Below are 26432 nucleotides of genomic sequence, written 5' to 3'. Positions count from 1 at the left end.
GAGGCCAACGACGTCGGCCCCGACCCGCACTCCAGCGGGGCGGGGCCGGTGTCGTATGCCGACAAGCGTCACTGAGTGGAGAGGTCAGGAAGAGCGCAGCGCGACGCCGTCGACCAGGACCTGCAGGGCCAGTGCGGCGGGCCCGTGGGGCAGTGGCGCCAGCAGCTGGCGCGCCTCGTCGGCCACCCGGAGCGTCTGCTCCCGCGCAGCGTCCATCGCGCGATGGCCCCGCAGCAGTGACAGGGCTTCCTGCAGCTCAGACTCCTCCAGGATGGGGCCGGCAAGCAGCTGCTGGAGCCGGGCATCAGCGGGATCGCGGGACCCGCGGGCGATCAGGACCGGCAGGGTGGCCTTGCCCTCACGCAGATCGGTGCCCGGGGTCTTGCCTGAGTCCTCCGCATCAGAGGCGATGTCAAGCAGGTCGTCGGCGAGCTGGAAGACCATGCCGACCTTCTCGCCATAGTCGGTGAGGAGCCGCACGTCCTCCGCGTCTCCGCCGCCGAACATCGCGCCATAGCGTGCCGCAGTGGCGATGAGCGCGCCGGTCTTGTCGGCCAGGACGCCCAGGTAGTGCTCGATCGGATCCGCTCCGGCAGGCACCGGACGGTCGTCGCGGATCTGACCCGCGCAGAGCCGCACGAAAGTGTCTGCCTGGATGCCGACCGCCTCCGCGCCCAGGCCCGAGATCACCTTGGAGGCGGTGCCGAAGAGCAGGTCGCCCACCAGGATCGCGGTCGCGTTGTCATAGACGGCGTTGGCGCTGGCAACCCCTCGTCGCAGGTCAGCCTCGTCCATGACATCGTCGTGATAGAGCGAGGCGAGGTGAGTCAGCTCCACCCCGACCGCCGCGTCGATGACCTCACGGGGATAGCCACGCTCGGGTGCCGCCAGCGTGACGTCGGCGGCCAGGAGGGTGAGCATCGGCCGGAAGCGCTTGCCACCGGCGTCGCTGAGGTAGCGCGCGGCACCAGCGACAAACTCGTCATCGTGGTCGACGACCTCGTTGAGCCGGCGCTGGACCGCCTCGAGCCCCCCCACCAACCGGTCGTTGAGCTCTGCGTCGACCCCGGGCACCAGGTAGGTGCCCGCGTCCTGCCCGGTCACCGCAGGAAGTGGGCGGCGTTGGCGGCCAGGTCGAGCAGCGGAGCGGGCGCGACGCCGAGCCCGAGGGTGATCAGCACCCCGGTGACCACCGCGAAGGTCGTCACCGCCGACGGGGAGGCCACCACGGTGTCGTTCTGCCGCTCACCGAAGTAGAGGGTCACGATCAGCTTGAAGTAGATGTAGGCGGTCACAGCACTGGCCAGGACGCCGATCACGGCCAGCCAGGCGTAGTCGTTGGCGACCGCCGCCGCGAAGACGGCGAACTTGCCCGTGAACCCTGAGGTCAGCGGGATGCCGGCAAACGCCAGCAGCAGGAAGGAGAAGGCTGCCGCCATCCACGGAGACCGCTTGCCCAGTCCCGCCCACTGGCTGATGTGCGTTGCTTCGCTGCCTGCCGAGCGCACCAGGGCGACGAGAGCAAAGGCCGGAATCGTCATGAAGCCGTAGGCCATCAGGTAGAACATCGTGCTCGAGGCACCCACCTCCTGCATCGCCAGCAGGCCGGTGAGGACGAAACCGGCGTGAGCGATCGAGGAGTAGGCCAGGATCCGCTTGATGTCGGTCTGCACGATCGTCAGGACCGCGCCGATGACCATCGTCAGCGCCGCGATCACAGCCAGGATCGGCTGCCAGTCCAGCCGGGCCGCCTCGAGCCCGACATAGAACAGGCGCAGCATGGCGCCGAAGGCGGCGACCTTGGTGCACGCGGCCATGAAGCCCGTCACGGTGGTCGGGGCGCCTTGGTAGACGTCCGGCACCCACGAGTGGAACGGGACCGCGCCGACCTTGAACAGCAGGCCGACCGCGAGCAGCAGGGCACCGGGGATCAGCAGTCCGTCCATCCCGGTCTGGGTGCTGATCGCGTCCGCGATCACGTCCAGGCGCATCGACCCGGCGTAGCCATAGAGCAGCACGGCACCGAAGAGGAAGAAGGCCGAGGAGAAGGCACCCAGCAGGAAGTACTTCAGGGAGGCCTCCTGCGAGAGGAGGCGTCGCCGCCGGGCCAGCCCGGACAGGACGTAGAGCGGCAGCGAGAGGATCTCCAGCGCGATAAACATCAGCAGAAGGTCGTTGGATGCGGGGAAGAGCATCATGCCGCCCACGGACAGCAGGGTCAGCGGGTAGACCTCGGTGGTCGTCCCACCCATCCGGACCGCGTCGGCCTCGTCGACTGACCCGGGCGCGGAGAAACCGGACTGGGTGAAGGCATCGGGGGTCGAGCCACCCAGTCGCTCGCTCATCGCCAGCACACCGATGATCGCCAGCGCCAGCAGCAGACCCTGGATCAGCAGAGTCGGGCCGTCCACGGTGACCGTCCCGGCAGCGGTGATGCCCTGGTTGTCCCGGGCCACCCAGATCAGGGCCACGAGCGCCGCCACGAGGGTGACGATGGTCAGCCACAGCTGCACTGTCGGCCGCTGGGCACGCTGCAGGAAGCCTTCGAGAAGGCATCCGATCAGACCGCCCGCGAAGACGATGATCAGGGGCAGCAGGGCCAGATAGTCGATCTGCGGAACCTCAAACATCAGCCCTCACTCCCCTCGGCCGCGACGGTGGGCGTCGGATCAGTGATGCCGACGTGCTGCAGGGTGGAGGTCACCGCGGGCTCCAACAGGTCGATAACGGGCTGGGGATAGAAGCCGAGGACCAGGAAGGCCGCGATGAGCGGAGCCACGACGAACTTCTCACGCATCGTCATGTCACGCGTCGAGGCGGCCACGGCCTCCGGCTTGGGTCCGGTGGCGATCTTCTGATACCAGAGCAGGATGTAGAGGGCCGCCAGGATCACACCGGTAGCCCCGATGATGGCCGCCACGGGGTAGCGCTGGAATGTGCCCACGATCACCATGAACTCGGAGACGAAGGCGTTCAGCCCGGGCAGCGCCAGGGCCGACAGGCCCGCGACGAGCAGGGAGCCGGCGATGAGCGGGGTGACCCGCTGCCAGCCACCGTAGTCGGGGATGTAGCGGGACCCGCGACGCGCCACGAGCATGCCGGCGATGAGGAACAGTGCCGCCGTGGTGAAGCCGTGGTTGACCATGTAGAGGGTCGACCCGGTCTGGCTGATGGTGGTCATCGCGAAGATGCCCAGCACGATGAAGCCGAAGTGGCTGATCGAGGTGTAGGCGATCAGTCGCATCATGTCCTTCTCCCCGATCGCCAGGGCCGCGCCATACAGGATGGAGATCACGGCCAGCACGATGACCACCGGGGTCGCCCACTGGCTGGCCTCGGGGAACATCTGCAGGCAGAAGCGAAGCATCCCGAAGGTGCCTACCTTGTCCAGCACTCCCACCAGCAGCACGGCCGTGGCCGGACGGGCCTCGGTCGCGGCGTGCGGCAGCCACGTGTGGACCGGGAACATCGGGGCCTTGATCGCGAAGGCGATGAAGAAGCCGAGGAACAGCAGCTTCTCCGTCAGCCCTCCGATCTCCAGGCCGGTCAGGTTGCGCAGCAGGAACCCGTCGTCACCGCCGGGACCGACCGTGTAGAGGCCGATGACGGCCACCAGCATGATCAGTCCGCCGAGCAGCGAGTAGAGCAGGAACTTGGTCGCCGCACGGGCACGGTCCGGACCGCCGTACTGGCCGATCAGGAAGTAGACCGGCACCAGCATGGCCTCGAAGAAGACGTAGAAGAGGAAGACGTCGGTCGCCGCGAAGACGCCGACCATCATGGCCTCGAGCAGCAGCATCCACGCCAGGTAGCCCTGCAGCCGTCGGCTGCCGTCCCGCGGGACGTCGTCCCAGGCGGCGATGAGGCACACCGGCACCAGGATCACGCTGAGCAGGATCATCGACAGCGCGATGCCGTCGACCCCGAGCGCAAAGCTCACCCCGAACTGCGGAATCCAGGAGTACTCCTCGACCAGCTGCAGTTCGCCCCCGCTGCCGATGGAGAACTCCAGGGTCGCCAGCACGGCGAGCACCAGGGTCACCAGCGAGACGCCGAGAGCGAACTCACGGGCACGGGAGAAGCCGCGGGGCATCAGGACCAGCGCGAGGGCGCCGAGCGCCGGCACCGCGAGCAGGATCGTCAACCAGGGCATGTCGGTCATCACTGAATCACCCACACAGCACCGAGGATGGCGACGATGCCAGCGAGCATCGTCAGGGCATAGGAGCGGACAAAGCCGTTCTGGGCCTTGCGCACGACGTCGGCCAGGCCGGCCAGGCCGCGGCTGGTGCCGCCGACCAGCCCGCCGTCGATCACGTCGTTGTCTGCGACCTCCAGGGCGGCCACCGTGGCCGCACCCGGACGTCGCAGGAAGTTCTCGTTGAACTCGTCCTGGAACAGGTCCTGACGGGCCGCTCGCGTGACGAACGAGGCCTGCGGTGCGACCACCGGCACGTCGTCACGTCCGAAGCGCAGCCAGGCCAGTCCGACGCCCAGAGCCATTAACACGAAGACGCTCACCTGGATCCCGATCAGCGGAATCAGTGACTCGTGCGCCGCGACGTGACCGAAGACCGGGTCCAGCCAGTCGCTGAGGATCCCGGTGGGGTAGAGCGCGGCGCCGAGCACCAGCGACCCCACGGCCAGGACCATCATCGGCACGGTCATCGTCAGGGGCGACTCGTGCGGGTGGATGTCGTCCTCCCAACGGGCCTTGCCGTGGAAGGTCATGAAGAACAGGCGCGACATGTAGAAGGCGGTGATCCCGGCGCCGATCAGGGTGACCAGTCCGAAGACCCAGCCCTGCCAGCCCGGTGCGGAGAACGCGGACTCGATGATGTGGTCCTTGGAGTACCACCCCGCGGTGAATGGGAAGCCGATGATGGCCAGCCAGCCTGCGGCGAAGGTGATCCAGGTGATCTTGATCTCCTTGCCCAGCGCTCCGAAGCGACGCATGTCGACCCGGTCCCTCATGGCGTGCATGACGGAGCCGGCCCCCAGGAACATGCCCGCCTTGAAGAAGCCGTGCGTGATCAGGTGGAAGATCGCGTAGGCGTAACCGATGGGCCCGAGGCCGACGGCCAGCATCATGTAACCGATCTGGCTCATGGTCGAGGCGGCCAGGGCCTTCTTGATGTCGTCCTTGGCACAGCCGACGATCGCGCCGTAGAGCAGGGTGATCGCGCCGACCACGGCCACCGCGAGGCGGGCGTCCGGGGTGAGGTCGTAGATCGCCTGGCTCCGGGCGACGAGGTAGACACCGGCGGTGACCATCGTCGCGGCGTGGATGAGGGCGGATACCGGGGTGGGGCCGGCCATCGCGTCACCGAGCCAGCTCTGCAGCGGGAACTGCGCAGACTTGCCACAGGCACCGATCAGGAGCAGCACGCCGATGATGGTCAGCGTGGTGGTTGGCGCCGAGCCGGCGTTGCCGTGCACCGTGGCGAAGTCGAGTCCGCCGAAGGTCGCCAGCATCCAGGCCATGGCGATGAGCAGCGCGAAGTCACCGATGCGGTTGACCACGAAGGCCTTGTTGGCCGCGCTGGCGTAGGCGGGGTTGTGGTTCCAGAACCCGATCAGCAGGTAGGAAGCCAGACCGACACCCTCCCAGCCGACGAACAGCACGAGGTAGGAGTCGGCCAAGACCAGGATCAGCATCGCCGCCACGAACAGGTTCAGGTAGGCGAAGAACCGGCGCTTGTCCGGATCGTCCTTCATGTAACCCAGCGAGTAGACGTGGATCAGCGACCCGACGAACGTGATCAACAGCACGAACGCCATCGACAGGGGGTCGACCAGCAGCCCGGCATTGACCGTCAGGTTGCCGGCACTCACGAACTCCCACAGCTGCACGGAGACCGAGCGCTCATCGGCACTGAGGCCATAGAGCTGCACGACGATCAGGGCACCCACCACGAAGCTGCCCCAGGAGAGCAGGGTCGCCAGCAGGGGACCGAACGAGTTGGTGGCCCGCCCACCGACCAGCAGCAGACCAGCCCCCAGCAGGGGCAGGGCGACCAGCAGCCAGGCCAGGGCAGAGGTGCCGGACGCCTCAAGCGCCCGGACCGCACTGGGATCGGCGAGCGACAGGCCCGCAGATGTCATCACAACAGACACGCAGCGCGCTCCTTACAGCTTCAGCAGGTTGGCGTCGTCGACCGAGGCCGAGCGACGCGCCCGATAGATGGACATGATGATGGCGAGTCCGACAACCACCTCGGCGGCGGCCACGACCATGATGAACAGTGCATAGACCTGTCCGTCGACCGAACCGTGCATCCGGGCAAAGGTGATCAGCGCCAGGTTGCAGGCGTTGAGCATGAGCTCAACCCCCATGAAGACGATGATCGTGTTGCGTCGCAGCAGGACGACCAGCGCACCGATCGTGAACAGCAGCGTGGCCAGGTAGATATAGGCCGAGAGATTCATGCCTGCTCCCCCTGGCTGGTGGATGTGTCGGAGGTCGATGCGTCGGGTGTACCCCGGTCCGCAGCCGACGGTGCGTCGGCCAGCTCGGTGTCCGGTGCGTCCCCGGTCGGGTCGCTTCCGCGGTAGGGGACCGCAGCCATCTGGCCGCGGGCCACCAGGACACGAGGCACGGAGACTGCGGCCGGCGTGCCATCGGGCAGCAGTGCCGGAGTGTCGGACGCGTTGTGCCGGGCGTAGACACCGGGGGCCGGCTTGCCTGCCACGAAGGTGTTGTCCCGCACCCGCTGGGCCGCGAGGTCGCGCTGGGTGGCCCGGGGCACGAGTCGCTCGCGGTGGGCCAGGACCATCGCCCCCATGACGGCGATGACGAGCAGCGATCCGAGCACCTCGAAGCTGAACACCTGCCGGCTGAAGATCTCGCGGGCCAGTGCCGTCACCGTGCCCTCGGCCTGGACTGCCTCCAGACCGACCGGCTCGGGGAAGGACACCCGACCCACGCCGTACATCGCCACGGCCAGGAAGAGCAGCCCGAACGTCCAGGCCCAGACCCGCTGGCCGGAGATGGTCTCGAACGGGGAGACCGAGGACTCGGTGCCGACCGTCATGACGACGAACAGGAAGAGCATCATCACGGCGCCGGAGTAGACGAAGATCTGGATGATCCCGACGAACTCGGCGTACTGGGCGATGTAGAAGATGCCGAGACCGACCATGACCAGTGCCATCGCCATCGCGGCGTGCACCGCCTTGCGCGCGAACAGCAGCCCGAGGGCACCCAGGACACACACTGGTCCGAGCACCCAGAAGAGCAGCGCCTCACCACCGCTCACCGGGTCACCTCCTGGTGATCGTTGCCCTGCTGGTCTCCCGGCGGGACGGATGCGGCCTGATCAGCCTCGGCAGCCCGCTGGGCCGCCTTGTCCCGAGCGAAGACATGGTCCCGCTGGGCCCGGGTGGGAGCAGTCACCGTCCCGCGGTAGTAGTCACGCTCGCTTGCGCCCTCAGCCATCGGGAAGGGCGGCGGCAGCTGGCCCTCTCGCAGCGGCGCCAGGAGCTGGTGCTTCTCGTAGATCAACGGTGCGCGCTCACTGTCGGCGAGTTCGTACTCGTTGGTCATCGTCAGCGCCCGGGTCGGGCAGGCCTCGATGCACATGCCACAGAAGATGCAGCGCAGGTAGTTGATCTGGTAGACGCGGCCGTAGCGCTCACCCGGGGAGAACCGGGCGTCGTCAGTGTTGTCCGCGCCCTCGACATAGATCGCGTCCGCCGGGCACGCCCAGGCGCACAACTCGCAGCCGACGCACTTCTCCAGTCCGTCGGGGTGCCGGTTGAGCTGGTGCCGACCGTGGAACCGGGCCGCAGTGGGCCGGGGCTTCTCGGGATACTCCTCGGTGTAGATCTTGCGGAACATGGTGCCGAAGGTGACACCGAATCCCGCGACCGGGGCGAAGAGTTCCTCCAGGAAGCCCGGCTTCTCCTGGGTGCCGTCGGGTCGGGTGACCAGCGCCGGAGCGCGATCCTCCTGGGGCACCTTCGCCACCTCCTGGCCTCGGTCGGCCGTCACCTGCTCCTGCTCGGAGCCGGCGTCGGTCGAGTGTCTCGGGTGCTTGCGCTCAGCCACGGGTGTCCTCCCCGGTGGTGGTGTCGGTCTCGTCGGTCTCTTCGGTGGCGTCCCGGTCCGCGACCGCCGTGGTCGTTGCCGTGGTGCTGCTCGAATCGGTGGTCACAGAGTCTGCGGCCGAGGGATCGGTCGTCGTGGTGAGCGGTTGCGCACGCTCGACGGCTGGTCGACGTCGGGAGGGCTCCACCAGCGTCTGCCCTGGCAACGGGGGCACGGGGAATCCACCGGCGAACGGGTCAACCTCGGTCGGCGGACGCCGGTCCTCGATCGCCTGTGCCTCCTTGGACTCCAGGCGCGACATCAGCAGCATGATGCCGCCGACCACGCCGAGGATGATCAGCCCGGTCGTGATGATCACGGGCAGGCGGCCCTCGCCGAAGTAGCCGATGCTCGGGTCCGCGGCGCGCATCAGGACCACCGCGACGACCCACACCAGGGACATCGGGATCAGGACCTTCCAGCCCAACTTCATGAACTGGTCATAACGCACTCGCGGAAGGGAGCCGCGCAGCCAGACATAGAAGAAGATGAAGCACCACATCTTCAGCGTGAACCAGAGCAGACCCCACCAGCCCTCGCTGAACATGCCGTCGTTGATGGCTCCGATCGGCCAGGGAGCGTGGTAACCACCGAGGAACAGGGTGGTGGCCAGCGCGGAGACGGTGAACATGTTGATGTACTCGCCGAGGAAGAACATGCCGAACTTCATCGAGGAGTACTCGGTGTGGAATCCTCCGCCGAGCTCGCCCTCACCCTCAGCCAGGTCGAACGGCAGTCGGTTGGTCTCGCCGACCATCGTGATGACATAGACGATGAAGGAGAAGAACAGCGGGAAGGCAAACCACCAGCGGTCCTGCGCGGCGACGATCTCGCTGGTCGACATGGACCCGGCGTAGAGGAAGACCGCGACCAGCGACAGACCCATGGCGATCTCGTAGGAGACCACCTGTGCGGTGGAGCGCAGTCCACCCAGCAGCGGGTAGGTCGAACCGGAGGACCAGCCGGCCAGCACGAAGCCATAGGCCCCGACACCGGCGACCGCCAGCACCAGCAGCGTGGCGACCGGCATATCGGTCAACTGCAGGGGGGTGGTGTGGCCGAACAGGCTGACGTCGCCACCCATCGGAATGATGCCGAAGGAGACGAACGCCAAGGAGCCGACCATCAACGGGGCGATGACGAACATCACCTTGTCGGCATTCTTGGGAGTGACGTCCTCCTTCATGATCAGCTTCAGACCGTCAGCCAGTGTCTGCAGGATGCCCAGCGGACCGAACCGGTTCGGTCCGGGGCGCTGCTGCATGATGCCGATGACGCGGCGCTCGAACCAGATGACGATCAGCACCGACAGCAGCAGATAGACGAAGATCCCGACAGCCTTGATGGCCGACAGCCACCACGGAGTGTCGCTGAAGTCAGCTCGTGGCCCGTCTGCCATCGGCAGCGGCACCGCAGCCAGCAGGGACGAGGACTGCGTTGCCAGGTCATGCACCGCGCTCAGCGTGCTCATGCCTGACCTCCTGTCGCGACGTGATCGGCCGTCTGCTGCGCGGCCGGTGCGTGGCCGGCGCTGATCCGCACGATCGTGCCGGACTCGGCACCGAGCGTGGCCCGGACGGCTGAACCCGGCGAGTTGGTCGGCAGCCAGACCACGTGGTCCGGCATCTCCGTGAGCTCGACGGGCAGGGTGATGGTGCCGCGGTCCGTGCTGACGGACACCACCGAGTCGGCAGCCAGCCCGGCCGCGTCGGCCGTCGCTGCAGAGATGCGGGCGACCGGCCGGGGAGCGGTCCCGGCCAGGAAGGGCTCACCGTCCTGCATCGACCCCATGTCGAGCAGGTGGTGCCAGGTCGCCAGCACCGCTTCTCCCGGTGCCGGACGGGCCGGCCCGGGGGCCGCAACGCGGTGCACCGAGCTCGTCCCCTCCCAGGAGCCGAGGTCGGTCAGCTCGTGCCGCAGACCCTCGAGGTCGCGGGCACCCAGCTGCAGGCCCATCGCCCCGGCCAGCAGGTCGAGAATCGCGTGATCGCTGAGGGCACTGGACTGCAACGCCCTGTCGAAGGTGCGCAGGCGTCCCTCCCAGTTGGCGTAGGCGCCGGCCTTCTCCTGCTGCGGGGCGACGGGAAGGATCACATCGGCATACTCGTGGACCGGTGACTCGCGGAAGTCCAGCGAGACCACGAACGCCTGGGCCAGTGCCGCCCGGGCCAGCTGCGGGTCAGCCGTGTCGTCGGGGTCGACTCCCCCGACGAGCAACGCACCCAGGTCACCCTTCGCCGCGGCAGCCAGCATCTCGTCGGTGCTGCGTCCCGGCACGTCAGGCAGGCCCGTGCCCCAGGCCGTGGCCACCGCATCACGCGCGGCCTCGTCCTCGACCGGACGGCCACCGGGCAACAGGTTGGGCAGCGCGCCCACCTCGACGGCACCTCGCTCACCTGCTCGGCGGGGCACCCAGGCCAGTCGGGCACCGGTCGCCTCGGCCAGCGCCGCGGCTCCGGAAAGACCGCCGGCCACCAGCGCCAGGCGCTCGCCGACCAGGATGATGGAGTCGGTGGTCAGCGCCGCCGCAGCGGCGCTCAGCGCGTTCGCGCCGTCCCCGGGATCGCCGGAGCGATCAGTCGCCAGGGCGTCCAGGATCTCGGTCTCCGTGCCCGGCGCCGCGGTCAGCAGGGTGCCGCCCATCTTGGTCAGGCCGCGCGTCGCGAACGGCGCGATCGAGTAGACGGCCGTCTTGTGCTTGCGGTTGCCCTTGCGCAGCCGCAGGAACAGGATCGGGCTCTCGTCCTCGGGCTCGAGCCCGACGAGCAGCACCGAGGACGCGGTCTCCACGTCCTCGTAGGTGACCGAGTCGTTGCGCGCCACGTGCGAGCCCAGGAAGTCAGCTTCCTCCCCGGACAGCGGCCGGGCCCGGAAGTCGATGTCGTTGGTGCCCAGCGCGGTGCGCGCGAACTTGCTGTAGGCATAGGCGTCCTCGACGGACACGCGTCCGCCGACCAGCACTCCGGCGCCACCGTCGGCCCGCGCCGCCGCCAGACCGGCAGCGGCCGCCGCGAACGCCTCCTCCCAGGTCGCCACGGAGTACTGTCCGTCCGCCCCGCGCACGACGGGGTCACGCAGGCGGTCCGGCTGCACGGCATACGGGAAGGCCCAGCGGCCCTTGTCACAGTTCCACTCCTCGTTGACCGCTCCGTCCTCCAGCGCCATCCGGCGCAGCACGGTGCCGCGACGGTGGTCGGTGCGGAGGGAGCAGCCCGAGGCGCAGTGCTCACAGACGCTGGTGGTGGAGACCAGGTCGAACGGGCGGGACCGGAACCGGTAGGCCGCACCGGTCAGGGCGCCGACCGGGCAGATCTGCACGGTGTTGCCCGAGAAGTAGGACTCGAACGGCTTCTCCTCGTAGATGCCGACCTGCTGCAGCGCCCCGCGCTCGATGAGCGCGATGAACGGGTCACCGGCGATCTGGTCGGAGAAGCGGGTGCAGCGGGCACACAGGATGCAGCGCTCGCGGTCCAGGAGCACCTGCGAGGAGATGTTGATCGGCTTGGGATAGGTCCGCTTGATGTCCTCGAAGCGGGAGACCGGCCGGCCGCTGGACATCGCCTGGTTCTGCAGGGGGCACTCGCCACCCTTGTCGCACACGGGGCAGTCCAGGGGGTGGTTGATCAGCAGGAACTCCATCTGCCCGTGCTGCGCCTTGTCGGCGACCGGGGAGGTGTACTGCGACTTGACCTGCATGCCCTCCGACACGGCCAGCGTGCAGGAAGCCTGCGGCTTGGGCATCGGCTTGACGTTGCCCTCGCGGTCCGGGGTGGCGACCTCGACCATGCACTGGCGGCAGGCACCGACCGGGTCGAGCAGCGGGTGGTCGCAGAAGCGCGGGATCTCCACGCCGATCTGCTCCGCCGCACGGATCACCAGGGTGCCCTCGGGCACGCTGACGTCGACACCGTCGATGGTCAGCGAAATCATCTTCACATCGGGATCGGTGGGGATCTCGGCGTTGCCACCGGTGTCCACCGCGTTGCCGCCGGAGGCCGGAGAGGTGTTGACGGTCATGCTGGCTGGGTCTCCTTCACGAACAGCGTCGAGCGCTCCGGGGGGAACAACTCTGACGCCGGGGTGTGCATGCCGGCCTCGAACTCCTCGCGGAAGTACTGCACCGCAGAGGTGATCGGGCTGGTGGCACCGTCTCCCAGGGCGCAGAAGGCGCGGCCCAGGATGTTGTCACAGATGTCGACGAGCTTGTCGATGTCGTCCTGGCTGCCCCTGCCCGCCTCAAGACGGTGCATGATCTGCTTGAGCCAGAAGGTGCCCTCCCGGCAGGGGGTGCACTTGCCGCAGGACTCATGGGCATAGAAGTCGGTCCACCGTGAGACCGCCCGGACCACCGAGGTGGTGTCGTCAAAGATCTGCAGGGCGCGGGTGCCGAGCATCGAGCCCTCCGCGGCCACGGACTCGAAGTCCAGTGGCACGTCCAGGTGCTTGTCGGTGAACAGCGGGGTCGAGGACCCGCCGGGCGTCCAGAACTTCAGGCTCCGGCCGTTGCGGATGCCGCCGGCCATGTCGAGCAGCTCGCGCAGCGTGATTCCCAGCGGCGCTTCGTACTGGCCCGGGCGGGTCACGTGCCCGGAGAGGCTGAAGATGCCGAAGCCCTGTGACTTCTCGGTGCCCATGTCGGCGAACCAGTCCGCGCCGTGGGCGGCGATCGGCGCGATCGAGGCGATCGACTCCACGTTGTTGACCACGGTCGGGCGGGCGTACAGACCCGCGACCGCCGGGAACGGCGGCTTGAGCCGGGGCTGTCCGCGCCGGCCCTCCAGGGAGTCCAGCAGCGCCGTCTCCTCACCACAGATGTAGGCGCCGGCACCCGAATGCAGGGTGATGTCGAGGTTGTAGCCGGTGCCCAGGATGTCGGTGCCGAGGTAGCTGGCGTCGTAAGCCTCCTGGATCGCGCGCTGCACGCGGCGGTGCACGTGCGCGACCTCACCGCGCAGGTAGATGAAGGCGTGGTTGCAGCCGATCGCGAACGAGGTGATGATCATGCCCTCGATCAGGAACTGGGGAGCCGCCATCAGCAGGGGGATGTCCTTGCAGGTGCCTGGCTCAGCCTCATCGGCGTTGACCACCAGATAACGCGGACCACCGTCCGGCGGGGGCAGGAAGCTCCACTTCAGGCCGGTTGGGAAGCCGGCGCCGCCACGGCCGCGCAGGCCGGAGGCCTTGGCCATCTCCACCAGGTCGGCCTGCTCGGTCCGCAGGGCCTTGCGCAGGCCCTGGTAGCCGCCGTTGTCCTCGTAGGTCGCCAGGGTCCAACTGGTGGGGTGGTCCCAGAACTTGGTCAGGATCGGGGTCAGCTGGGTGCTCACGCGTCCTTCTCCTTCTCTGTGCCCGCGTCCTCGGACGCCTTCTCGGCGGCCGAATCCGGGTCGGCACCGGCGTCAGGCTGCTGTGCCGAGCTGTGCTCCTCACCGGTCTCCGGCTCGGTGTCGCTGGTGCTCGCGGCGGGTTCCTCGGCTCCGGCGTCGCTGCCAGCCGGAGCGCTCCACCCGCGCTCCTTGGCGATCTTGAGCCCCTCCAGGGAGGCGGGGCCAGCCCCGACCCCCTCGTCGGCGAGACCGTCCGGGAAGCCGGCCAGCATGCGGGAGACCTGCTTGAAGGTGCAGACTCGGGAGGCGCCGCGGGTCGGCGCGACCGGGGCGCCGGAGCGCAGGTCGTCGACCATCTTCTTGGTGGTCTCAGGGGTCTGGTTGTCGAAGAACTCCCAGTTGGCCATGACCACCGGGGCGAAGTCGCAGGCCGCGTTGCACTCGACCCGCTCGAGCGTGATCTTGCCATCGGGGGTGGTCTCGTCGTGCCCGATGCCGAGGTGCTCGCTGACCTCGTCAAAGATCTGGTCGCCGCCCATGATGGCGCACAGCGTGTTGGTGCACACCCCCACGGTGTATTCGCCGTTGGGGTGGCGCTTGTACTGGGTGTAGAACGTCGCCACGCCCGACACCTCGGCGCGGGTCAGGTCCAGCATCTCGGCGCACAGGTCGATGCCACGGCCGGTGACGAAACCATCCACCGACTGGATCAGGTGCAGCATCGGCAGCAGCGCGGAGCGCTTCTGCGGATACTTGGCGATGATCTGCTCCGCGTCGGACCGCAGACTGGCGAGCACGTCCTCGGGGTAGGGCTCGTCGCTCGCGTGCAGCGGGGTGTAGCGGTGCACAGGGTCGGTGTGAGCATCGGTGCTCATCGGTCCACGCCTCCCATCACGGGGTCGATCGAGGCCACAGCGACGATGATGTCGGCGACCAGGCCGCCCTCAGCCATCACCGAGGCCCCCTGCAGGTTGTGGAACGAGGGGTCCCGGAAGTGCGCCCGGAAGGGACGGGTCCCACCGTCGGAGACGACGTGCACGCCCAGCTCGCCCTTGGGGGACTCGATGCCGACGTAGGCCTGTCCCGGCGGCACGCGGAAGCCCTCGGTCACCAGTTTGAAGTGGTGGATGAGCGACTCCATGGACTCGCCCATGATCTCCCGGATGTGGTCCAGGCTGTTGCCCTGACCGTCGCTGCCGACGGACAGCTGTGCCGGCCAGGCGATCTTCTTGTCCGCGACCATCACCGGCTCGCCCTCGCTCGCGCGCAGCCGCGCGATGGCCTGCTCGGCGATCTTGAGCGACTCCCACATCTCCTCGATGCGGATGCACGCCCGGGCGTAGGCGTCGGAGCCGTCCCGGGTGACGACGTTGAAGTCGTAGGTCTCGTAGCCGCAGTAGGGCGACATCTTGCGCAGGTCCATCGGCAGGCCGGTGGAGCGCAGGATCGGCCCGGTCAGGCCGAGCGCCATGCACCCCGTGAGGTCCAGACCTCCGACATCAACCGTGCGGGCCTTGAAGACCGGGTTCTCCAGCAGCAGGTTCTCCAGGTCCCGGATGCCGCGACGCAGGTCGGGCAGCTCGGCCTCGAGGGCGTCGAGGGCCTCGGAGGGCACGTCCTGCGCGACCCCGCCGGGTCGGACATAGGCGTGGTTCATCCGCAGCCCGGTGACCGCCTCGAAGAAGCGCAGGATGCGCTCGCGCTCGCGGAAGCCGATGGTCATGACCGTGGTCGCGCCGAGCTCCATGCCTCCGGTGCCCATGCAGATCAGGTGCGAACCGATCCGGTTGAGCTCCATCATCAGCACGCGGATGTCGTTGGCCCGCTGCGGGATCTGGTCGGTGATGTTGAGCAGCTTCTCGACCGCGAGACAGTAGGCCGCCTCGTTGAAGATCGGGGTCAGGTAGTCCATCCGGGTGCAGAACGTGGTGCCCTGCGTCCAGGTGCGGAACTCCATGTTCTTCTCGATGCCGGTGTGCAGGTAGCCGATGCCGGCACGAGCCTCCCGCACGGTCTCCCCGTCCAGCTCCAGGACCAGGCGCAGCACGCCGTGGGTCGAGGGGTGCTGTGGCCCCATGTTGACCACGATGCGTTCCTCGCCCAGCAGTGCCGCGTCCGCCGCGATCTGGTCCCAGTCGCCGCCGCTGGCGGTAAAGGTCGGAGCGCCGCTGTCCACGCCGCCGCCGTAGAGGTCTTCAGTCCGGGTCGTCATCAGCTGTAGCTCCTGCGCGTGTCCGGCGCCGGGATGGTGGCGCCCTTGTATTCCACCGGGATGCCGCCCAGCGGGTAGTCCTTGCGCTGCGGGTGGCCGGGCCAGTCGTCCGGCATCAGGATCCTGGTCAGGGCCGGGTGGCCGTCAAAGATGATCCCGAACATGTCCCAGGTCTCGCGCTCGTGCCAGTCGTTGGCCGGGTAGATCTCCACGATCGAGGGCAGGTGCGGGTCGCTGTCGGGGCAGGACACCTCGACCCGGACCCGCCGGCCGCTGTGCGTGATCGACATGAAGTTGTTGACCGCGTGCAGCTCCGCACCGGCGAACTGCGGGTAGTGGACACCGTTGACGCCGAGGCAGAGCTCGAAGCGCAGCGCCGGCTCGTCCCGCAGTGCACGGGTGATCGTGACCAGGTGCTCGCGGGCGACGTGCAGCGTCATCTCGCCGCGGTCGATCACGACCCGCACGCCGTCGGTGTATGCCGTGCCGGTCGCCTCCTCGAGGGCGTCGGCGATCTCGTCGAAGTAGCCGCCGTAGGGCCGCGCGGACTCACCGGGGAAGAGGATGTCGCGCTGCAGTCCGCCGTAGCCGGACGTGTCACCGCCCTCACTGGGGCCGAACATGCCCGTCCTGCGGGCCACCACCACCGGCTCGCCCGGAACGCCGTCGTCGCTCGACCCGACCGGCAGGTTGGGATTGTCCGTCACGCCAACAGCCCCTTCATCTCGTGCGTCGGCGTTGCCGCCAGCGCCGCTGCCTCGGCCTTGCGGGCAGCCTCGACCCGGTCGACGCCGAACTTGGTGTCGCGGATCGAGTCGTGCAGGGAGAGCAGCGCGTTGAGCAGCATCTGCGGGCGCGGCGGGCAGCCCGGCAGATAGATGTCGACCGGCACGATGTGGTCCACGCCCTGCACGATCGCGTAGTTGTTGAACATGCCGCCAGAGCTGGCGCACACGCCCATGGAGAGCACCCACTTGGGGTTGGGCATCTGGTCGTAGACCTGCCGCACGACGGGAGCCATCTTCTGGCTGACCCGTCCGGCCACGATCATCAGGTCGGCCTGACGCGGCGTGGCGGCGAACCGCTCCATGCCGAACCGGGCGATGTCGTAGTCCGGGGTGCCGACGGCCATCATCTCGATGGCGCAACAGGCCAGGCCGAAGGTGGCCGGCCACACCGACCGGGCCTGCATCTGTCCGACCAGGCCCTCGACCGTGGTCAGCAGGAAGCCCGACGGAAGCTTGTCCTCAAGACCCACGTCTCACACCATCCCTTCACAACGACTTGCGGCACAACACTCGGCGGTTCCGCGCGACGGGGCGCACGGCAGACTCGGATCGGGGCTCAGTCCCACTCGAGCCCACCCCGGCTCCACTCATAGACGAAGGGCACGGAGACCACCACGAGGAAGAGCATCATCGCCAGGACCGAGAACAGCCCGACCTGGTCGAAGGCGACGGCGAAGGGGTAGAGGAAGAGCACCTCGACGTCGAAGATGATGAACAGCATGGCCGTCAGATAGAACTTGATTGGCACGCGCTCCCCCTGGCGGGCGTGGGGGGTGGGCTGGATGCCGCACTCATAGGCCTCGGCCTTGGCACGGTTGTAGGTCTTGCGCCCGACGACGGCGCCGGCCCCCATCGACCCACCGGCGAACAGCAGCCCCAGGGCAAAGAAGAACAACAGTGGGAGATACGGGTGATAGTCCATCATCCACGCTCCTTTCGGCACCGGGCAGTCGGCGCCTCAATCCTAGGGGTCCGGGGAGCAATCATGCAGCAGGTCCGATCTCCGCGAGTGCCGGGAGGGGTCGAATCACCGGGACGACACCGACCATGGGTGACGTCAGCCGTCTCGTCCGCTGCGGTCCGGGAACCGCACGGGATGGATAGGGACACCTGGGCTGCCTCGCTTGTGAAGAGTTTCACGAATTCCGCGTCAGTCTAGGTCGGCCTTTTGACCCCAGTCACTAAGGCATGCCTCACCTCCTGATCGTCGTGCTCAGAGCCCGAATTAGCACTCATCCGTGTGCCCGTTTTCGCCGTGGCGGGGAGGGTCTGCAGACTGGCTCACGCCATGAGCAACGAGACGACACCGGCCAACGAATGGGGTGACTGGTCCCCCAAGCCCGCCGACACCACGACGCCGCACCGGCAGTCGGTGCTGGTGCTCGAGCACCTCTCCGATAGCCAGGTCGAGGCCTATCTGCGCTCCAGCGGGCTGCCGGCAGACACCTCCTGGGCGGAGGCTGCACTGCACTTCACCGCGCGGCGGGTCACGGCGCTGCAGGAAGCGGCTGCCATCCGCGAGCAGACGGCCGACGCAGCACCGAACCTCCCGGCGGCAGCCGAGGACGAGCTGGAGTCGGCGCAGGTGGTCGGCCGGGCTGCTGGCCAGATCTCCCAGACGCTGTCCACCTGGTGCGGCATCGCGGGCTTCGTGATCGGGTGGGGCTTTCTGGTCACCGGCGCGGTGGGGATGGTGCCCGGGTTGCACGTCCTCCTCGCGGCGAGCGCCCTGTGCCTGGTCCTGAGCGCGTTGCTGATGTTCGTGGTCGCGCCCGCGCTTTATGCCCAGGGGCAGAAGGCGTCACGGGCGGCGCTGTTCGAGTGGGCCGTGCACCGTCCCGGTCAGTTGGAGCGGGGCCTGCCAGGGCTGCACAAACGCGTCGATCAGACGGCCACCATGGGCGGCTCGTTCTGCCTGGGCCTGATCAGCATGGGGGTCGGCGGCTTCTGCGCGCTGATGGGCCTGTTCATGATCCCCATCGCACTCCTTGACCAGCAGGCCACCACCTGGCAGATCACCGGGATCCTGCTCGCCGTTGGTGCCGTGCTGCTGCTCTCCCCCAGGCTCGTGTCCGCCTGGAGCCGCTGGACCATGCTCCGCAATGATGAGCTCGACGAGGCTGTGAGCTGGGTCTACTCCTCCGCAGTGCCCGACGGCGACCGGTGACGCGACCCCGTCCGACAACGACCCGCGCGTGCGGGGACAACGCATGCGGGGCGACACACGCGTGCGGGGACGAGGGTGTCGCGGTCCTCAGTTGTGCGCGAACGGCACGTCGCGTCGCTGCAACTGATCGACCAACCACCGCACGTGGCTCGTCTCGGTGGGCCGGACCTGCACCACCAGGACCTCCCCGTCAGCCTCGACAGAGACCAGCTCGACCGCCTTGCTGACCTCTTGTCCCGAGGTCAGCGTGACGCCGTCCCGGTAGAGGGACTCAAACTCTGGGACCGCCTGCTCCGCGGCGTTCTCCGTCCCGAGGTGGTAGGCGACCGTGATGTCGGCCGCACCGTCCGCGACGCCCCAGCCGATCCCCACGGTGCCGAAGGCGGTGGAGGGCAGTGCCTCCAGGTGGGACTTCAGCTGCTCCTGCTGCGCCTCGGACGCCCCGAGCTGGCCGAGGATCGCACTCCCGGCGAAGTCCCCTCCGGAGAGCAGGAGTGCGGAGAGCGCGTCACGCTCATCCAGTGCCGAGGCGACGCCCGCCAGTGCGGTGTCGTCGGCAAGAGTCTCCTCCGGCCCGCTCAGCCACTCCTCGACCCTCGGTGTGGAGGTCGACGCGGCTATCCGACCGTCCTGGTGCGCCAGCCGGACCGGGGTGCCCAGGGTGTTGATCGCTGAGCCAGCACCCGGGTCGACCGAGAAGTCCTCACCCTCGCCATAGGTCACGACACCCTCGGCCACCTCCGGGAGGTCGGCCAACACGGTGTCCTCGCTGAAGTCGCCGGCGATCACGGCAAGGCGGTCCGGTGGCAGCGACATCTCGGCGAAGGAGTCCACGTCCACCAGGGACCACCCCAGAGCAGTCTCGTACTCCTCGTGCCGGATGAGTTGCTGCACGTTGAAGACCTCCGCCACCGGGACGAAGATCGGCGAGGGGTCAGAGCCCTCAGCCACCGGCGCGCCGATCAGCGGGCCGATCCACTCGGTCATCGCGTGTGCCTCCGGTGCGTCGGGCCGTTGCAGACCCGCTGCCTCCGTCGCAGCGGTGAGGTCACCGGTCTGGATCATCAGTCCCGGCGTCGTCGGCCCCGGAAGCTCGGCAAGCGCCCCCAGCACCGTGTAGTCGTCCCCGGTCCCCAGGCGGTCCTCGCCGCCCCCGCCGCACGCGGTGGCGGTGAGCGCGAGGGCTGTGATACCCGCCAGTGTCGTCCTACGCATCGTGTGACCCCTTTGTCTTCCTCTGTGTGTCCCCTGACCGGGCTCCGGCCGATCGGTCGTGGCCGTCACCATAGCGACGGCCCGCACCGCCCCGCGGTTCCCTCGACCGCCGATCGCTCCTGGCCGATCGCTCCTGGCCGGGCGCTCGGCGCCCCTGGAGGCGCCAGACGATGCGCTCGGTCGACGGTGGGGGGCTGGTCTGGGGTCAGCGCAGGAGCTGGCGCACGGTGAGGTTCTCGCCCAGGGCGGCGACCTGAGCGAGGTAGAGCTCCGCGCACGCCAGGGCGTCGGTCAGCGCATCGTGGGACCGGTAGCGCGGCAGACCGTGATGGTGCCGGGAGGCGGACAGCGTGAGTTCACCGCGGCTGGAGTGGTGGTGGAGACGGGAGCGCCGCAGGATCCTGCGCTGCAGCTCCAGGGTGTCCACCGCGACCAGATCTGGCACCGCGAGCCCGGCGCGCCGGCAGGCCGCGGTGAGAAAGCCGGTCTCCAGCGTGGCGAAGTGGGCCAGCAGGACCCGGCCCTCGAGCGCCGCGACCACCTCGGGTAGCACCTCGCTGAGCGGCACCGCCGCGGCGGCCTCGTCGTCGGTGATGCCGTGCACCGTGGCACTGTGCCCGACCCCCGCGGCACCCGTCGGTCGCACGGCATACTGCCTGGCTCCGGACAGATCGATAGTCAGCCCGTCCACGGGAACCAGTCCGAGGCTGAGCACCTCATGCACCTGGGGGTCCAGCCCGGTGGTCTCCAGGTCGACGGCCAGCAGACGGAGTTCCTGCACAGGCCGATCGCTTCCGGCCCGGCGACGGCGCCACCTCACGACAGGCTCTCCAGCGGGAACCGCTGCGAGAGAGCCAGCTGAGCGGACCGGACGATGCGGAAGGCGTCCCGAAGGTGCCGCTGCTCGAAGTCGGTCAACGTCGCCGGATCGACGTAGTTGTCAGGGGGGCGCCCGGCCCGCACGGCGCGGCCCTGGTGCCGGAACCGGAGGTAGGCGATGAACTCCAGCGCGTCGGCGACCTCCGCGGCCAGCTGGGGGGAGATCGAGTGGGTCCGGGCCGCCGCGGTGAGCCGGGCCTGGGTGTTGACCTCCACCAGCCCGTGGGACAGGGCGTGCACCCGGGCCAGCTCGACCACGGCGGCGACCCCACCGCCCTTGAGGTCCAGCCGGTCCCGGTGCGCGCCCTCCTTCTCCAGCACCAGGCCGCGGAAGAACCCCAGCGGGGGGCGTCGAGCGACGGCGTGCTGAGCCAGGTAGGCCAGGAAGAGGTGGGAGCGCCGGGTGCGGGACAGGATGTCGGCCCGCAGCTCCTCCACCAGGGCCGTGTCACCGTGCAGCGCCCTCATGTCGAAGAAGATCGAGCCGTTGAGCACGGCCTGCGGCTCGGGTGTGGTCAGCCAGCCCTCGAAGTGCTGTCGCCACCGCGCTGCCGGGAGGCGCCACCTCGGGTTGGTCGCCATCACCTCACCGGGACACGGCGGGTAGCCGCACGCGGCCAGCCCGTCGGACACCTGCGCGGCGAGCGCGGCGAAGTAGGAGTCCTGGTCGGGAGTCATCGTGTCGCTGATGATGATCGCGTTGTCCTGGTCGCTGGCCAGTCCCTGCTCGTGCCTGGCCTGCGAGCCGAGGACCACCCAGGCGTAGGGCACCGGAGGAGGCCCGAGGCCGGCCTCGGCGAGGGTCAGCAGCCGCCGCTCGATGGCATCCCCGATCGCGGTCACCGCCCGGCCGATGTCCTGTGCTGTCGCATCCTCGGCCACCAGCTGCTGCACGATGAGCGGGATGCGTTGGGCGAGGGTGGCCAGACTGGCGGCGTCGGCAGCCGCAGCGATGTCGGCGACGAGATAGATCGGGTTGGAGTGCTCCAGTCGCATTAGGTCGGTGACGCTGACCAGGCCGATGACCGCTCCGGCCGTGTCCAGCACCGGCAGGTGGTGGATGTTGCGGTCGACCATCTTCATCAGTGCCTCAAAGGCGAGGGCGTCGCTGCGCCCGGTCGCCGGGCCCGGTGTCATCACCGAGGACAGCGGCTCCTGTGGGTCGCGGCCGGCTGCCACCACCCGGGTGCGCAGGTCCCGGTCGGTCACGATGCCCACCAACCGGGAGTCCTGCAGGACCAGCACCGACGAAACACGCTCGGCGGCCATCAGTTCGGCTGCCTCGCGGATGGTGGTCTCCGGCGAGGCCGCGACCGGTGGGCGGCGGACCAGGTCGGCGAGTGAGGTCCGCAGCACGGCGCCGCCGCGTTCGGCCACGTGCAGGCTGGCCACCGCCCGGCGCAGTCGGGCGGCATGGGCCGAGGTGTAGAACAGCTCGAAATGAGGATCCCTGGCGCAGGTCTCCCGGAAGGCGGCCTCGGTGACCACCAGGAGCAGACTGTCCTCGCTGACCGTGAAGTCGTAGCGCGAGGGAGCCCGCTCGACGAGGGTGGACATGCCGAACGAGGTTCCGGGGTCGCTGCGCTCGACCAGGCCCCCCTCGATGTCGGTGATGTCGACGGCACCGGAGCGCACGACATACATCACGTCGTTGGACTCCCCCACCGACAGCAGACGGGTGCCACGACGGACGTAGCGCAGCTGGCTGCGGTGGACCAGGGCATTGAGCGCAGATCGTGGCAGATCCCGGAACGGTGCGTGCTCGGTGAGGAACTCCACGAGCTCGGTGATCTCGATGGCCATGGCTGCCGGTCTCCGCGCGCGTTCTCCGGCCCTAACGCACCGCGTGGTGCAGCGCGACGATGCCGCCGCTGAGGTTGCGCCACCGCACGCCGCTCCAGCCGGCGGCACGGATCAGCCGGGCCAGTCCGGCCTGGTCGGGCCAGGCCTGGATCGACTCGGCGAGGTAGACGTAGGAGTCGGGGTTGCTGCTCACCCGGCGCGCCACCGGCGGGAGGGCCCGCATCAGATACTCCTGGTAGACGGTGCGGAACGGACCGAAGGTCGGGGTGCTGAACTCGCAGATCATCAGGCGACCGCCGGGCTTGGTGACCCGGTGGAACTCCTCGAGTGCCGCTCCGGTGTCGGCGACATTGCGCAGACCGAAGCTCATGGTCACCACGTCGAAGGCCCCGTCGGCGAACGGCAGAGCCAGGGCGTCGGCGGCCGTGAAGGCCAGGTCGGGCCGGCGCCGGTTGCCCTGGCGCAGCATGCCGAGCGAGAAGTCGGCCGGCACCACGTCGATATCTGCGTCGGCGAACGGCTCACTGCTGGTGCCGGTGCCGGCGGCGATATCCAGGATGCGCTCCCCCGGGCGGGCGTCGACCGCCCGGACCACGGCCCGGCGCCAGAGCCGGTCCTGACCCAGCGACAACACGTCGTTGGTCAGGTCATAGCGACCGGCCACCCCGTCAAACATTTCAGCGACCTCGTGGGGCGCCTTGTCCAGACTCGCGCGACTCATGCGAGTCATCCTCCCATTCCGACACGGCATAGGCTGACCTGCCGTGACCGTCCCCGTCCTGCCCCGCCTGCGTGCGCGCACCCTCGAGACGCCGCCGCAGCCCGACCTGTTCGACCTCATCCCCTCGGACGTGGACCCGCGGTCAGTTCTCAGCTGGGTGCGGGAGGGCAGCGGGCTGGTGGGGTGGGGCCGGGCGGCCTCCAGCGCCCAGGCCGGCACTTCGACAGCGGGACCGGACCGGTTCGCGCTCGCCGCGCAGTGGTGGCGGGACGTCGTGGCCGGTGCCGAGATCGAGGACGAGCTCAACCTGCCGGGCACCGGACTGGTCGCCTTCGGCTCATTTGCCTTCGCCCCCGAGTCACCCGACGGCGGGGGGCTGGTGGTGCCGCGCGTCGTGGCGGGGCAGCATGACGGGCGCGCCTGGGTGACGAGCATCGAGGCGATCGAGGACGAGAGTGTCCCGTCGGCACCACAGGCGACACAGGCACCGGAGCACTCGGCCGGCCCCACCCCAGGTCTCACCCTCCGGGACGGCGCCGTGCCCGCGCGGGAGTGGCCGTCGGTGATAGCCACCGCGATCGAGCGGATCGAGGCGGGCGAGGTCGATAAGGTCGTGCTGGCCCGTGACGTGCTGGCAGTGTCCGACAGGCCCATCGACACGGTCACGCTGCTGCGCCGACTCGCCCAGAGGTATGCCGCGACCTGGACCTTTGCCGTCGACGGTCTCGTCGGCGCGACGCCGGAGATGCTGGTGCGTCTGCAGCACGGCAGGGTGCGCTCGCGCGTGCTCGCCGGGACCGTCCGGCGGGACCAGAGCCCGGCGCCGTCCGTCACCGAGCCGCACCCTGAGCTGGAGGAGCCGCACACCAGCGACCCACGCCTGCACCTGGTGTCCAGCGCCAAGGACCTGGAGGAGCACGCCTTCGCCGTCCGCTCCGTCGCGGAGGCGCTCACGCCGCACTGCGCCAGCCTGGACGTGCCGGAGGAGCCGTTCGTGCTGGAGCTCCCGGACGTCTATCACCTGGCCACCGACCTCAGCGGCGAGGCGGGGGACGACGCCACCTCCCTGGATCTCGCGGCGGCCCTGCATCCCTCAGCCGCGGTGTGCGGGACACCGTCCGAGGTGGCTGCCCGTCTCATCTCCGAGCTCGAGAGGATGGATCGGGGTCGGTATGCCGGGCCGGTCGGGTGGATGGGTGCCTCCGGGGACGGCGACTGGGGGATCGCACTGCGCTGCGGCCAGCTGACGGCACAGAGTCACGCCATGCGGCTGTTCGCGGGCGGCGGCATCGTCGCCGCCTCGGACCCTCAGGCCGAGCTGGCCGAGACCGAGGTGAAACTGGCTGCGATGCGCCACGCCCTCGGCCTAGGGTCGTGACCATGCCCCCGCATGACAGGGAGACGCGGCACGCCTCGCGCGGGAAAAGAGGGACGACCGGTCGGGAGGCGACCGGTCGGGGGACGACCGGTCGGGGGGCGGCCGGCCGGCTGACCCTGCGTGAGCCCCGCCACGAGGACCGGGACCAGGTGCTGGCTGCCCAGTCCGAACTCGCCGAGGACGACTTCAACTTCGCCCTCTGGGACTTTCCCGAGGCGTCAGCCGAGCAGACCTGGGAGCGCTACCTCGACAAGGTCGAGAAGGACCGGACCGGCACCGATCTGGCCCCGGGCCGCGTCCCGGCGACCATGCTCTTCGCCCTCGTCGACGGGCAGATCGTGGGGCGAGTTCACATCCGGCACCAGCTGACCCCCGCACTGCTCGAGGTGGGTGGGCACATCGGCTACGGGGTGCGCCCGGGATACCGTCGCCTCGGTTATGCCACCGAGATGCTGCGCCAGGGACTCGACGTGGTGCGGCGGCTCGGCATCGAGCGCTCCCTGGTCACCTGCGACGCGGACAATCCGGGGTCGATCGGCACCATCGAGCACTGCGCCGGCGTCCTGGAGGACACCCGGGTGCAGGAGGACGGGACGCTGACCCGCCGCTACTGGATCGACCTGAGCTAGCGCCGGGTCGCCCGGGAGCGTCGCTCGCCGAGATTGCCTGCGAGGAGCACCATCACCGCGAGGAAGCCGACGACCAGCCACAGCGCTCGGTCCAGGCCGAAGAGTCCGGCGAGCAGCCCGATGGTGGGGGCCCCGAACAGGAACGCGCCGTAGGCGATCGTGCTGACCACACCGATCGCCTGGTTGCCACGGCCCGGGACCTCGCCGGCGGCGGAGATCGCTGCCGGGAAGACCGTCGAGATCCCCAGGCCCCACAGCAGTGAGGCCACCAGCGCCACCTCCAACGAGGGCACCAGGGTGATCAGCAGGATCCCGCTCCCCGCCAGGACGCCACCGCCTCGAGCGAGGTTGGCCCGACCCCAGCGCGTCGTGGCCGCGCCACCGACCAGCCGACCGATCAGCATCGTGACGTTGAAGGCCATGAACGCCAGACCGCCGAACCCCGCTGGTGCCTCGTGCACGTCGACGAGCAGCAGAGCCAGCCAGTCGTTGGCCGCTCCCTCGGCGAGGGCGGCAGCCAGGCAGACGAGCCCGATGAGCAACTCGGCACGGGTGATGCCACGGCTGCCGGTCCGGTGGTCGTCGGTGCTTTCCTGCGGCGTCACGGCCTCGGGCGGGTCGGCCGGGATGAAGCGGCGCACCGCGGCCAACCCCGCCAGCAGGCCGGCGATCGCGCCGGCGGCCACCTGCACCAACCCCACGCCCTGCCACGCCGCCCACGCCCCCAGGCTGGCCCCGAGGACCGCGCCAGCAGAGAAGGCGGCGTGCAGATAGGGCATCAGGGTCCGCTGGTGCAGCTGCTCGACCCGGGTGCCCTGGATGTTCATCGACACATCCCAGATGCCCACGGGGGCTCCGGCCAGCACGAGGAGCCCGGCCAGCGCCCACACGTTCGGGGCGAAGCCGACGCTCCCCCAGCCGAGGCTGCCCAGGACGAGCGCCACGGCCGTGACGCTGCGGTTGCCGAACCGGTCGACCAGACGGGCCGTGTGCGGCATCGCCAGGAGCGAGCCCACGCCACCCCCGACCAGGGCGAGCCCGAGCTCGGCCTCGGACGCCCCGACGCTGTCGCGCAGCGCGGGCACCCGGGAGAGCGTCTGGGCCATCACGAAACCGGAGGCGGCGAAGACCAGCGCGACGGCCAGGGGTGAGCCCTGACGTCCTGCCGTAGCGTGCGCCTGGTGAGTCTCCTGCACCCGTCCTCCTTCGGCCCCGCACGAGGGC

At 69.2% G+C, this 26432-nt stretch carries 23 protein-coding genes; 3 read left to right on the top strand and 20 right to left on the bottom strand.

Going from position 1 to position 26432, the window contains the following annotated elements:
* Positions 1 to 84: 84 nt before the first annotated feature.
* From FNH13_RS04710 to FNH13_RS04640, 15 genes are all read right to left on the bottom strand, one after another.
* The gene (locus FNH13_RS04710) at positions 85 to 1104 is read right to left on the bottom strand and encodes a polyprenyl synthetase family protein (RefSeq protein WP_143782408.1); all 1020 of its coding nucleotides are present in this window, start codon (positions 1102 to 1104) and stop codon (positions 85 to 87) included.
* A complete protein-coding gene (gene nuoN / locus FNH13_RS04705) occupies positions 1101 to 2630 on the bottom strand; it encodes an NADH-quinone oxidoreductase subunit NuoN (RefSeq protein WP_143782407.1) in 1530 nt (509 codons plus the stop codon). The genes FNH13_RS04710 and nuoN overlap by 4 nt, the downstream gene beginning before the upstream one ends.
* A complete protein-coding gene (locus FNH13_RS04700) occupies positions 2630 to 4162 on the bottom strand; it encodes an NADH-quinone oxidoreductase subunit M (RefSeq protein ID WP_143782406.1) in 1533 nt (510 codons plus the stop codon). The genes nuoN and FNH13_RS04700 overlap by 1 nt, the downstream gene beginning before the upstream one ends.
* Positions 4162 to 6105 (bottom strand): NADH-quinone oxidoreductase subunit L, encoded by a 1944-nt coding sequence (nuoL, locus tag FNH13_RS04695; protein WP_143784938.1) that lies wholly within the window; start codon positions 6103 to 6105, stop codon positions 4162 to 4164. Before nuoL ends, FNH13_RS04700 begins: the two co-directional genes overlap by 1 nt.
* Positions 6106 to 6129: 24 nt before the next feature.
* On the bottom strand, positions 6130 to 6429 hold the full coding sequence (gene nuoK, locus FNH13_RS04690; RefSeq protein WP_143782405.1) for an NADH-quinone oxidoreductase subunit NuoK: 300 nt from the start codon (positions 6427 to 6429) through the stop codon (positions 6130 to 6132).
* Positions 6426 to 7259 carry an NADH-quinone oxidoreductase subunit J gene (locus FNH13_RS04685; protein WP_143782404.1) on the bottom strand — a complete coding sequence of 278 codons (834 nt, stop codon included), beginning with the start codon at positions 7257 to 7259 and terminating at the stop codon, positions 6426 to 6428. The genes nuoK and FNH13_RS04685 overlap by 4 nt, the downstream gene beginning before the upstream one ends.
* The gene (gene nuoI / locus FNH13_RS04680) at positions 7256 to 7933 is read right to left on the bottom strand and encodes an NADH-quinone oxidoreductase subunit NuoI (protein WP_143784937.1); all 678 of its coding nucleotides are present in this window, start codon (positions 7931 to 7933) and stop codon (positions 7256 to 7258) included. Before nuoI ends, FNH13_RS04685 begins: the two co-directional genes overlap by 4 nt.
* Positions 7934 to 8042: 109 nt before the next feature.
* Entirely contained in the window at positions 8043 to 9488 is a 1446-nt protein-coding gene (gene nuoH / locus FNH13_RS04675; protein ID WP_228266692.1) for an NADH-quinone oxidoreductase subunit NuoH, read from the bottom strand.
* A gap of 68 nt (positions 9489 to 9556) precedes the next feature.
* Positions 9557 to 12106 (bottom strand): NADH-quinone oxidoreductase subunit G, encoded by a 2550-nt coding sequence (locus FNH13_RS04670; RefSeq protein ID WP_143782402.1) that lies wholly within the window; start codon positions 12104 to 12106, stop codon positions 9557 to 9559.
* Positions 12103 to 13416 (bottom strand): NADH-quinone oxidoreductase subunit NuoF, encoded by a 1314-nt coding sequence (gene nuoF / locus FNH13_RS04665; protein WP_143782401.1) that lies wholly within the window; start codon positions 13414 to 13416, stop codon positions 12103 to 12105. Before nuoF ends, FNH13_RS04670 begins: the two co-directional genes overlap by 4 nt.
* Positions 13413 to 14291, bottom strand: coding sequence for an NADH-quinone oxidoreductase subunit NuoE (gene nuoE / locus FNH13_RS04660; RefSeq protein WP_143782400.1), 879 nt, complete (start codon positions 14289 to 14291; stop codon positions 13413 to 13415). Before nuoE ends, nuoF begins: the two co-directional genes overlap by 4 nt.
* The gene (locus tag FNH13_RS04655; RefSeq protein ID WP_143782399.1) at positions 14288 to 15628 is read right to left on the bottom strand and encodes an NADH-quinone oxidoreductase subunit D; all 1341 of its coding nucleotides are present in this window, start codon (positions 15626 to 15628) and stop codon (positions 14288 to 14290) included. Before FNH13_RS04655 ends, nuoE begins: the two co-directional genes overlap by 4 nt.
* Positions 15628 to 16335 (bottom strand): NADH-quinone oxidoreductase subunit C, encoded by a 708-nt coding sequence (locus FNH13_RS04650; protein WP_143782398.1) that lies wholly within the window; start codon positions 16333 to 16335, stop codon positions 15628 to 15630. Before FNH13_RS04650 ends, FNH13_RS04655 begins: the two co-directional genes overlap by 1 nt.
* Positions 16332 to 16886, bottom strand: a complete 555-nt coding sequence (locus tag FNH13_RS04645; protein ID WP_143782397.1) for a NuoB/complex I 20 kDa subunit family protein — start codon at positions 16884 to 16886, stop codon at positions 16332 to 16334. The genes FNH13_RS04650 and FNH13_RS04645 overlap by 4 nt, the downstream gene beginning before the upstream one ends.
* 86 nt (positions 16887 to 16972) lie before the next feature.
* Positions 16973 to 17338, bottom strand: a complete 366-nt coding sequence (locus FNH13_RS04640) for an NADH-quinone oxidoreductase subunit A (protein ID WP_143784936.1) — start codon at positions 17336 to 17338, stop codon at positions 16973 to 16975.
* A 366-nt stretch (positions 17339 to 17704) separates the two neighbouring features.
* Here FNH13_RS04640 and FNH13_RS04635 point away from each other — a divergent pair, with 366 nt between their 5' ends.
* Positions 17705 to 18583: a hypothetical protein gene (locus FNH13_RS04635; RefSeq protein ID WP_143782396.1), complete on the top strand. Its 879-nt coding sequence runs from the start codon at positions 17705 to 17707 to the stop codon at positions 18581 to 18583.
* A gap of 87 nt (positions 18584 to 18670) precedes the next feature.
* Here FNH13_RS04635 and FNH13_RS04630 read toward each other — a convergent pair whose 3' ends face one another.
* The 4 genes from FNH13_RS04630 to FNH13_RS04615 form a co-directional block, all read right to left on the bottom strand.
* Positions 18671 to 19798 (bottom strand): hypothetical protein, encoded by a 1128-nt coding sequence (locus FNH13_RS04630; protein ID WP_143782395.1) that lies wholly within the window; start codon positions 19796 to 19798, stop codon positions 18671 to 18673.
* A 205-nt stretch (positions 19799 to 20003) separates the two neighbouring features.
* Positions 20004 to 20579 (bottom strand): exonuclease domain-containing protein, encoded by a 576-nt coding sequence (locus FNH13_RS04625; RefSeq protein WP_228266591.1) that lies wholly within the window; start codon positions 20577 to 20579, stop codon positions 20004 to 20006.
* Between the two features lie 35 nt (positions 20580 to 20614).
* Positions 20615 to 22480, bottom strand: a complete 1866-nt coding sequence (locus FNH13_RS04620; protein ID WP_143782393.1) for a DUF294 nucleotidyltransferase-like domain-containing protein — start codon at positions 22478 to 22480, stop codon at positions 20615 to 20617.
* 31 nt (positions 22481 to 22511) lie between these two features.
* The gene (locus tag FNH13_RS04615; protein WP_143782392.1) at positions 22512 to 23201 is read right to left on the bottom strand and encodes a demethylmenaquinone methyltransferase; all 690 of its coding nucleotides are present in this window, start codon (positions 23199 to 23201) and stop codon (positions 22512 to 22514) included.
* Between the two features lie 43 nt (positions 23202 to 23244).
* Here FNH13_RS04615 and FNH13_RS04610 point away from each other — a divergent pair, with 43 nt between their 5' ends.
* Together FNH13_RS04610 and FNH13_RS04605 are read left to right on the top strand one after the other, a co-directional pair.
* A complete protein-coding gene (locus tag FNH13_RS04610; protein WP_143782391.1) occupies positions 23245 to 24579 on the top strand; it encodes an isochorismate synthase in 1335 nt (444 codons plus the stop codon).
* 2 nt (positions 24580 to 24581) lie between these two features.
* Entirely contained in the window at positions 24582 to 25208 is a 627-nt protein-coding gene (locus FNH13_RS04605; RefSeq protein ID WP_143782390.1) for a GNAT family N-acetyltransferase, read from the top strand.
* On the opposite strand, the gene FNH13_RS04600 is transcribed toward FNH13_RS04605, so the two are convergent.
* Positions 25205 to 26404, bottom strand: coding sequence for an MFS transporter (locus FNH13_RS04600; RefSeq protein ID WP_143782389.1), 1200 nt, complete (start codon positions 26402 to 26404; stop codon positions 25205 to 25207). The two genes, FNH13_RS04605 and FNH13_RS04600, sit on opposite strands and share 4 nt — an antisense overlap.
* Positions 26405 to 26432 lie beyond the last annotated feature (28 nt).

Origin of the sequence: Ornithinimicrobium ciconiae (genome assembly GCF_007197575.1) — a bacterium.
Classification (GTDB): Bacteria; Actinomycetota; Actinomycetes; order Actinomycetales; family Dermatophilaceae; genus Ornithinicoccus; species Ornithinicoccus ciconiae.
This window is presented reverse-complemented; position numbering and strand designations above follow the sequence as displayed.

Bases quoted from the DNA above. Each gene is read 5' to 3' on its own strand.
- nuoN (WP_143782407.1), bottom strand. From the start codon at position 2,630: ATGTTTGAGGTTCCGCAGATCGACTATCTGGCCCTGCTGCCCCTGATC.
- FNH13_RS04700 (WP_143782406.1), bottom strand. From the start codon at position 4,162: ATGACCGACATGCCCTGGTTGACGATCCTGCTCGCGGTGCCGGCGCTC.
- nuoL (WP_143784938.1), bottom strand. From the start codon at position 6,105: ATGACATCTGCGGGCCTGTCGCTCGCCGATCCCAGTGCGGTCCGGGCG.
- nuoK (WP_143782405.1), bottom strand. From the start codon at position 6,429: ATGAATCTCTCGGCCTATATCTACCTGGCCACGCTGCTGTTCACGATC.
- nuoH (WP_228266692.1), bottom strand. From the start codon at position 9,488: ATGGCAGACGGGCCACGAGCTGACTTCAGCGACACTCCGTGGTGGCTG.
- FNH13_RS04670 (WP_143782402.1), bottom strand. From the start codon at position 12,106: ATGACCGTCAACACCTCTCCGGCCTCCGGCGGCAACGCGGTGGACACC.
- nuoE (WP_143782400.1), bottom strand. From the start codon at position 14,291: ATGAGCACCGATGCTCACACCGACCCTGTGCACCGCTACACCCCGCTG.
- FNH13_RS04655 (WP_143782399.1), bottom strand. From the start codon at position 15,628: ATGACGACCCGGACTGAAGACCTCTACGGCGGCGGCGTGGACAGCGGC.
- FNH13_RS04640 (WP_143784936.1), bottom strand. From the start codon at position 17,338: ATGGACTATCACCCGTATCTCCCACTGTTGTTCTTCTTTGCCCTGGGG.
- FNH13_RS04635 (WP_143782396.1), top strand. From the start codon at position 17,705: ATGAGCAACGAGACGACACCGGCCAACGAATGGGGTGACTGGTCCCCC.
- FNH13_RS04630 (WP_143782395.1), bottom strand. From the start codon at position 19,798: ATGCGTAGGACGACACTGGCGGGTATCACAGCCCTCGCGCTCACCGCC.
- FNH13_RS04620 (WP_143782393.1), bottom strand. From the start codon at position 22,480: ATGGCCATCGAGATCACCGAGCTCGTGGAGTTCCTCACCGAGCACGCA.
- FNH13_RS04615 (WP_143782392.1), bottom strand. From the start codon at position 23,201: ATGAGTCGCGCGAGTCTGGACAAGGCGCCCCACGAGGTCGCTGAAATG.
- FNH13_RS04605 (WP_143782390.1), top strand. From the start codon at position 24,582: ATGCCCCCGCATGACAGGGAGACGCGGCACGCCTCGCGCGGGAAAAGA.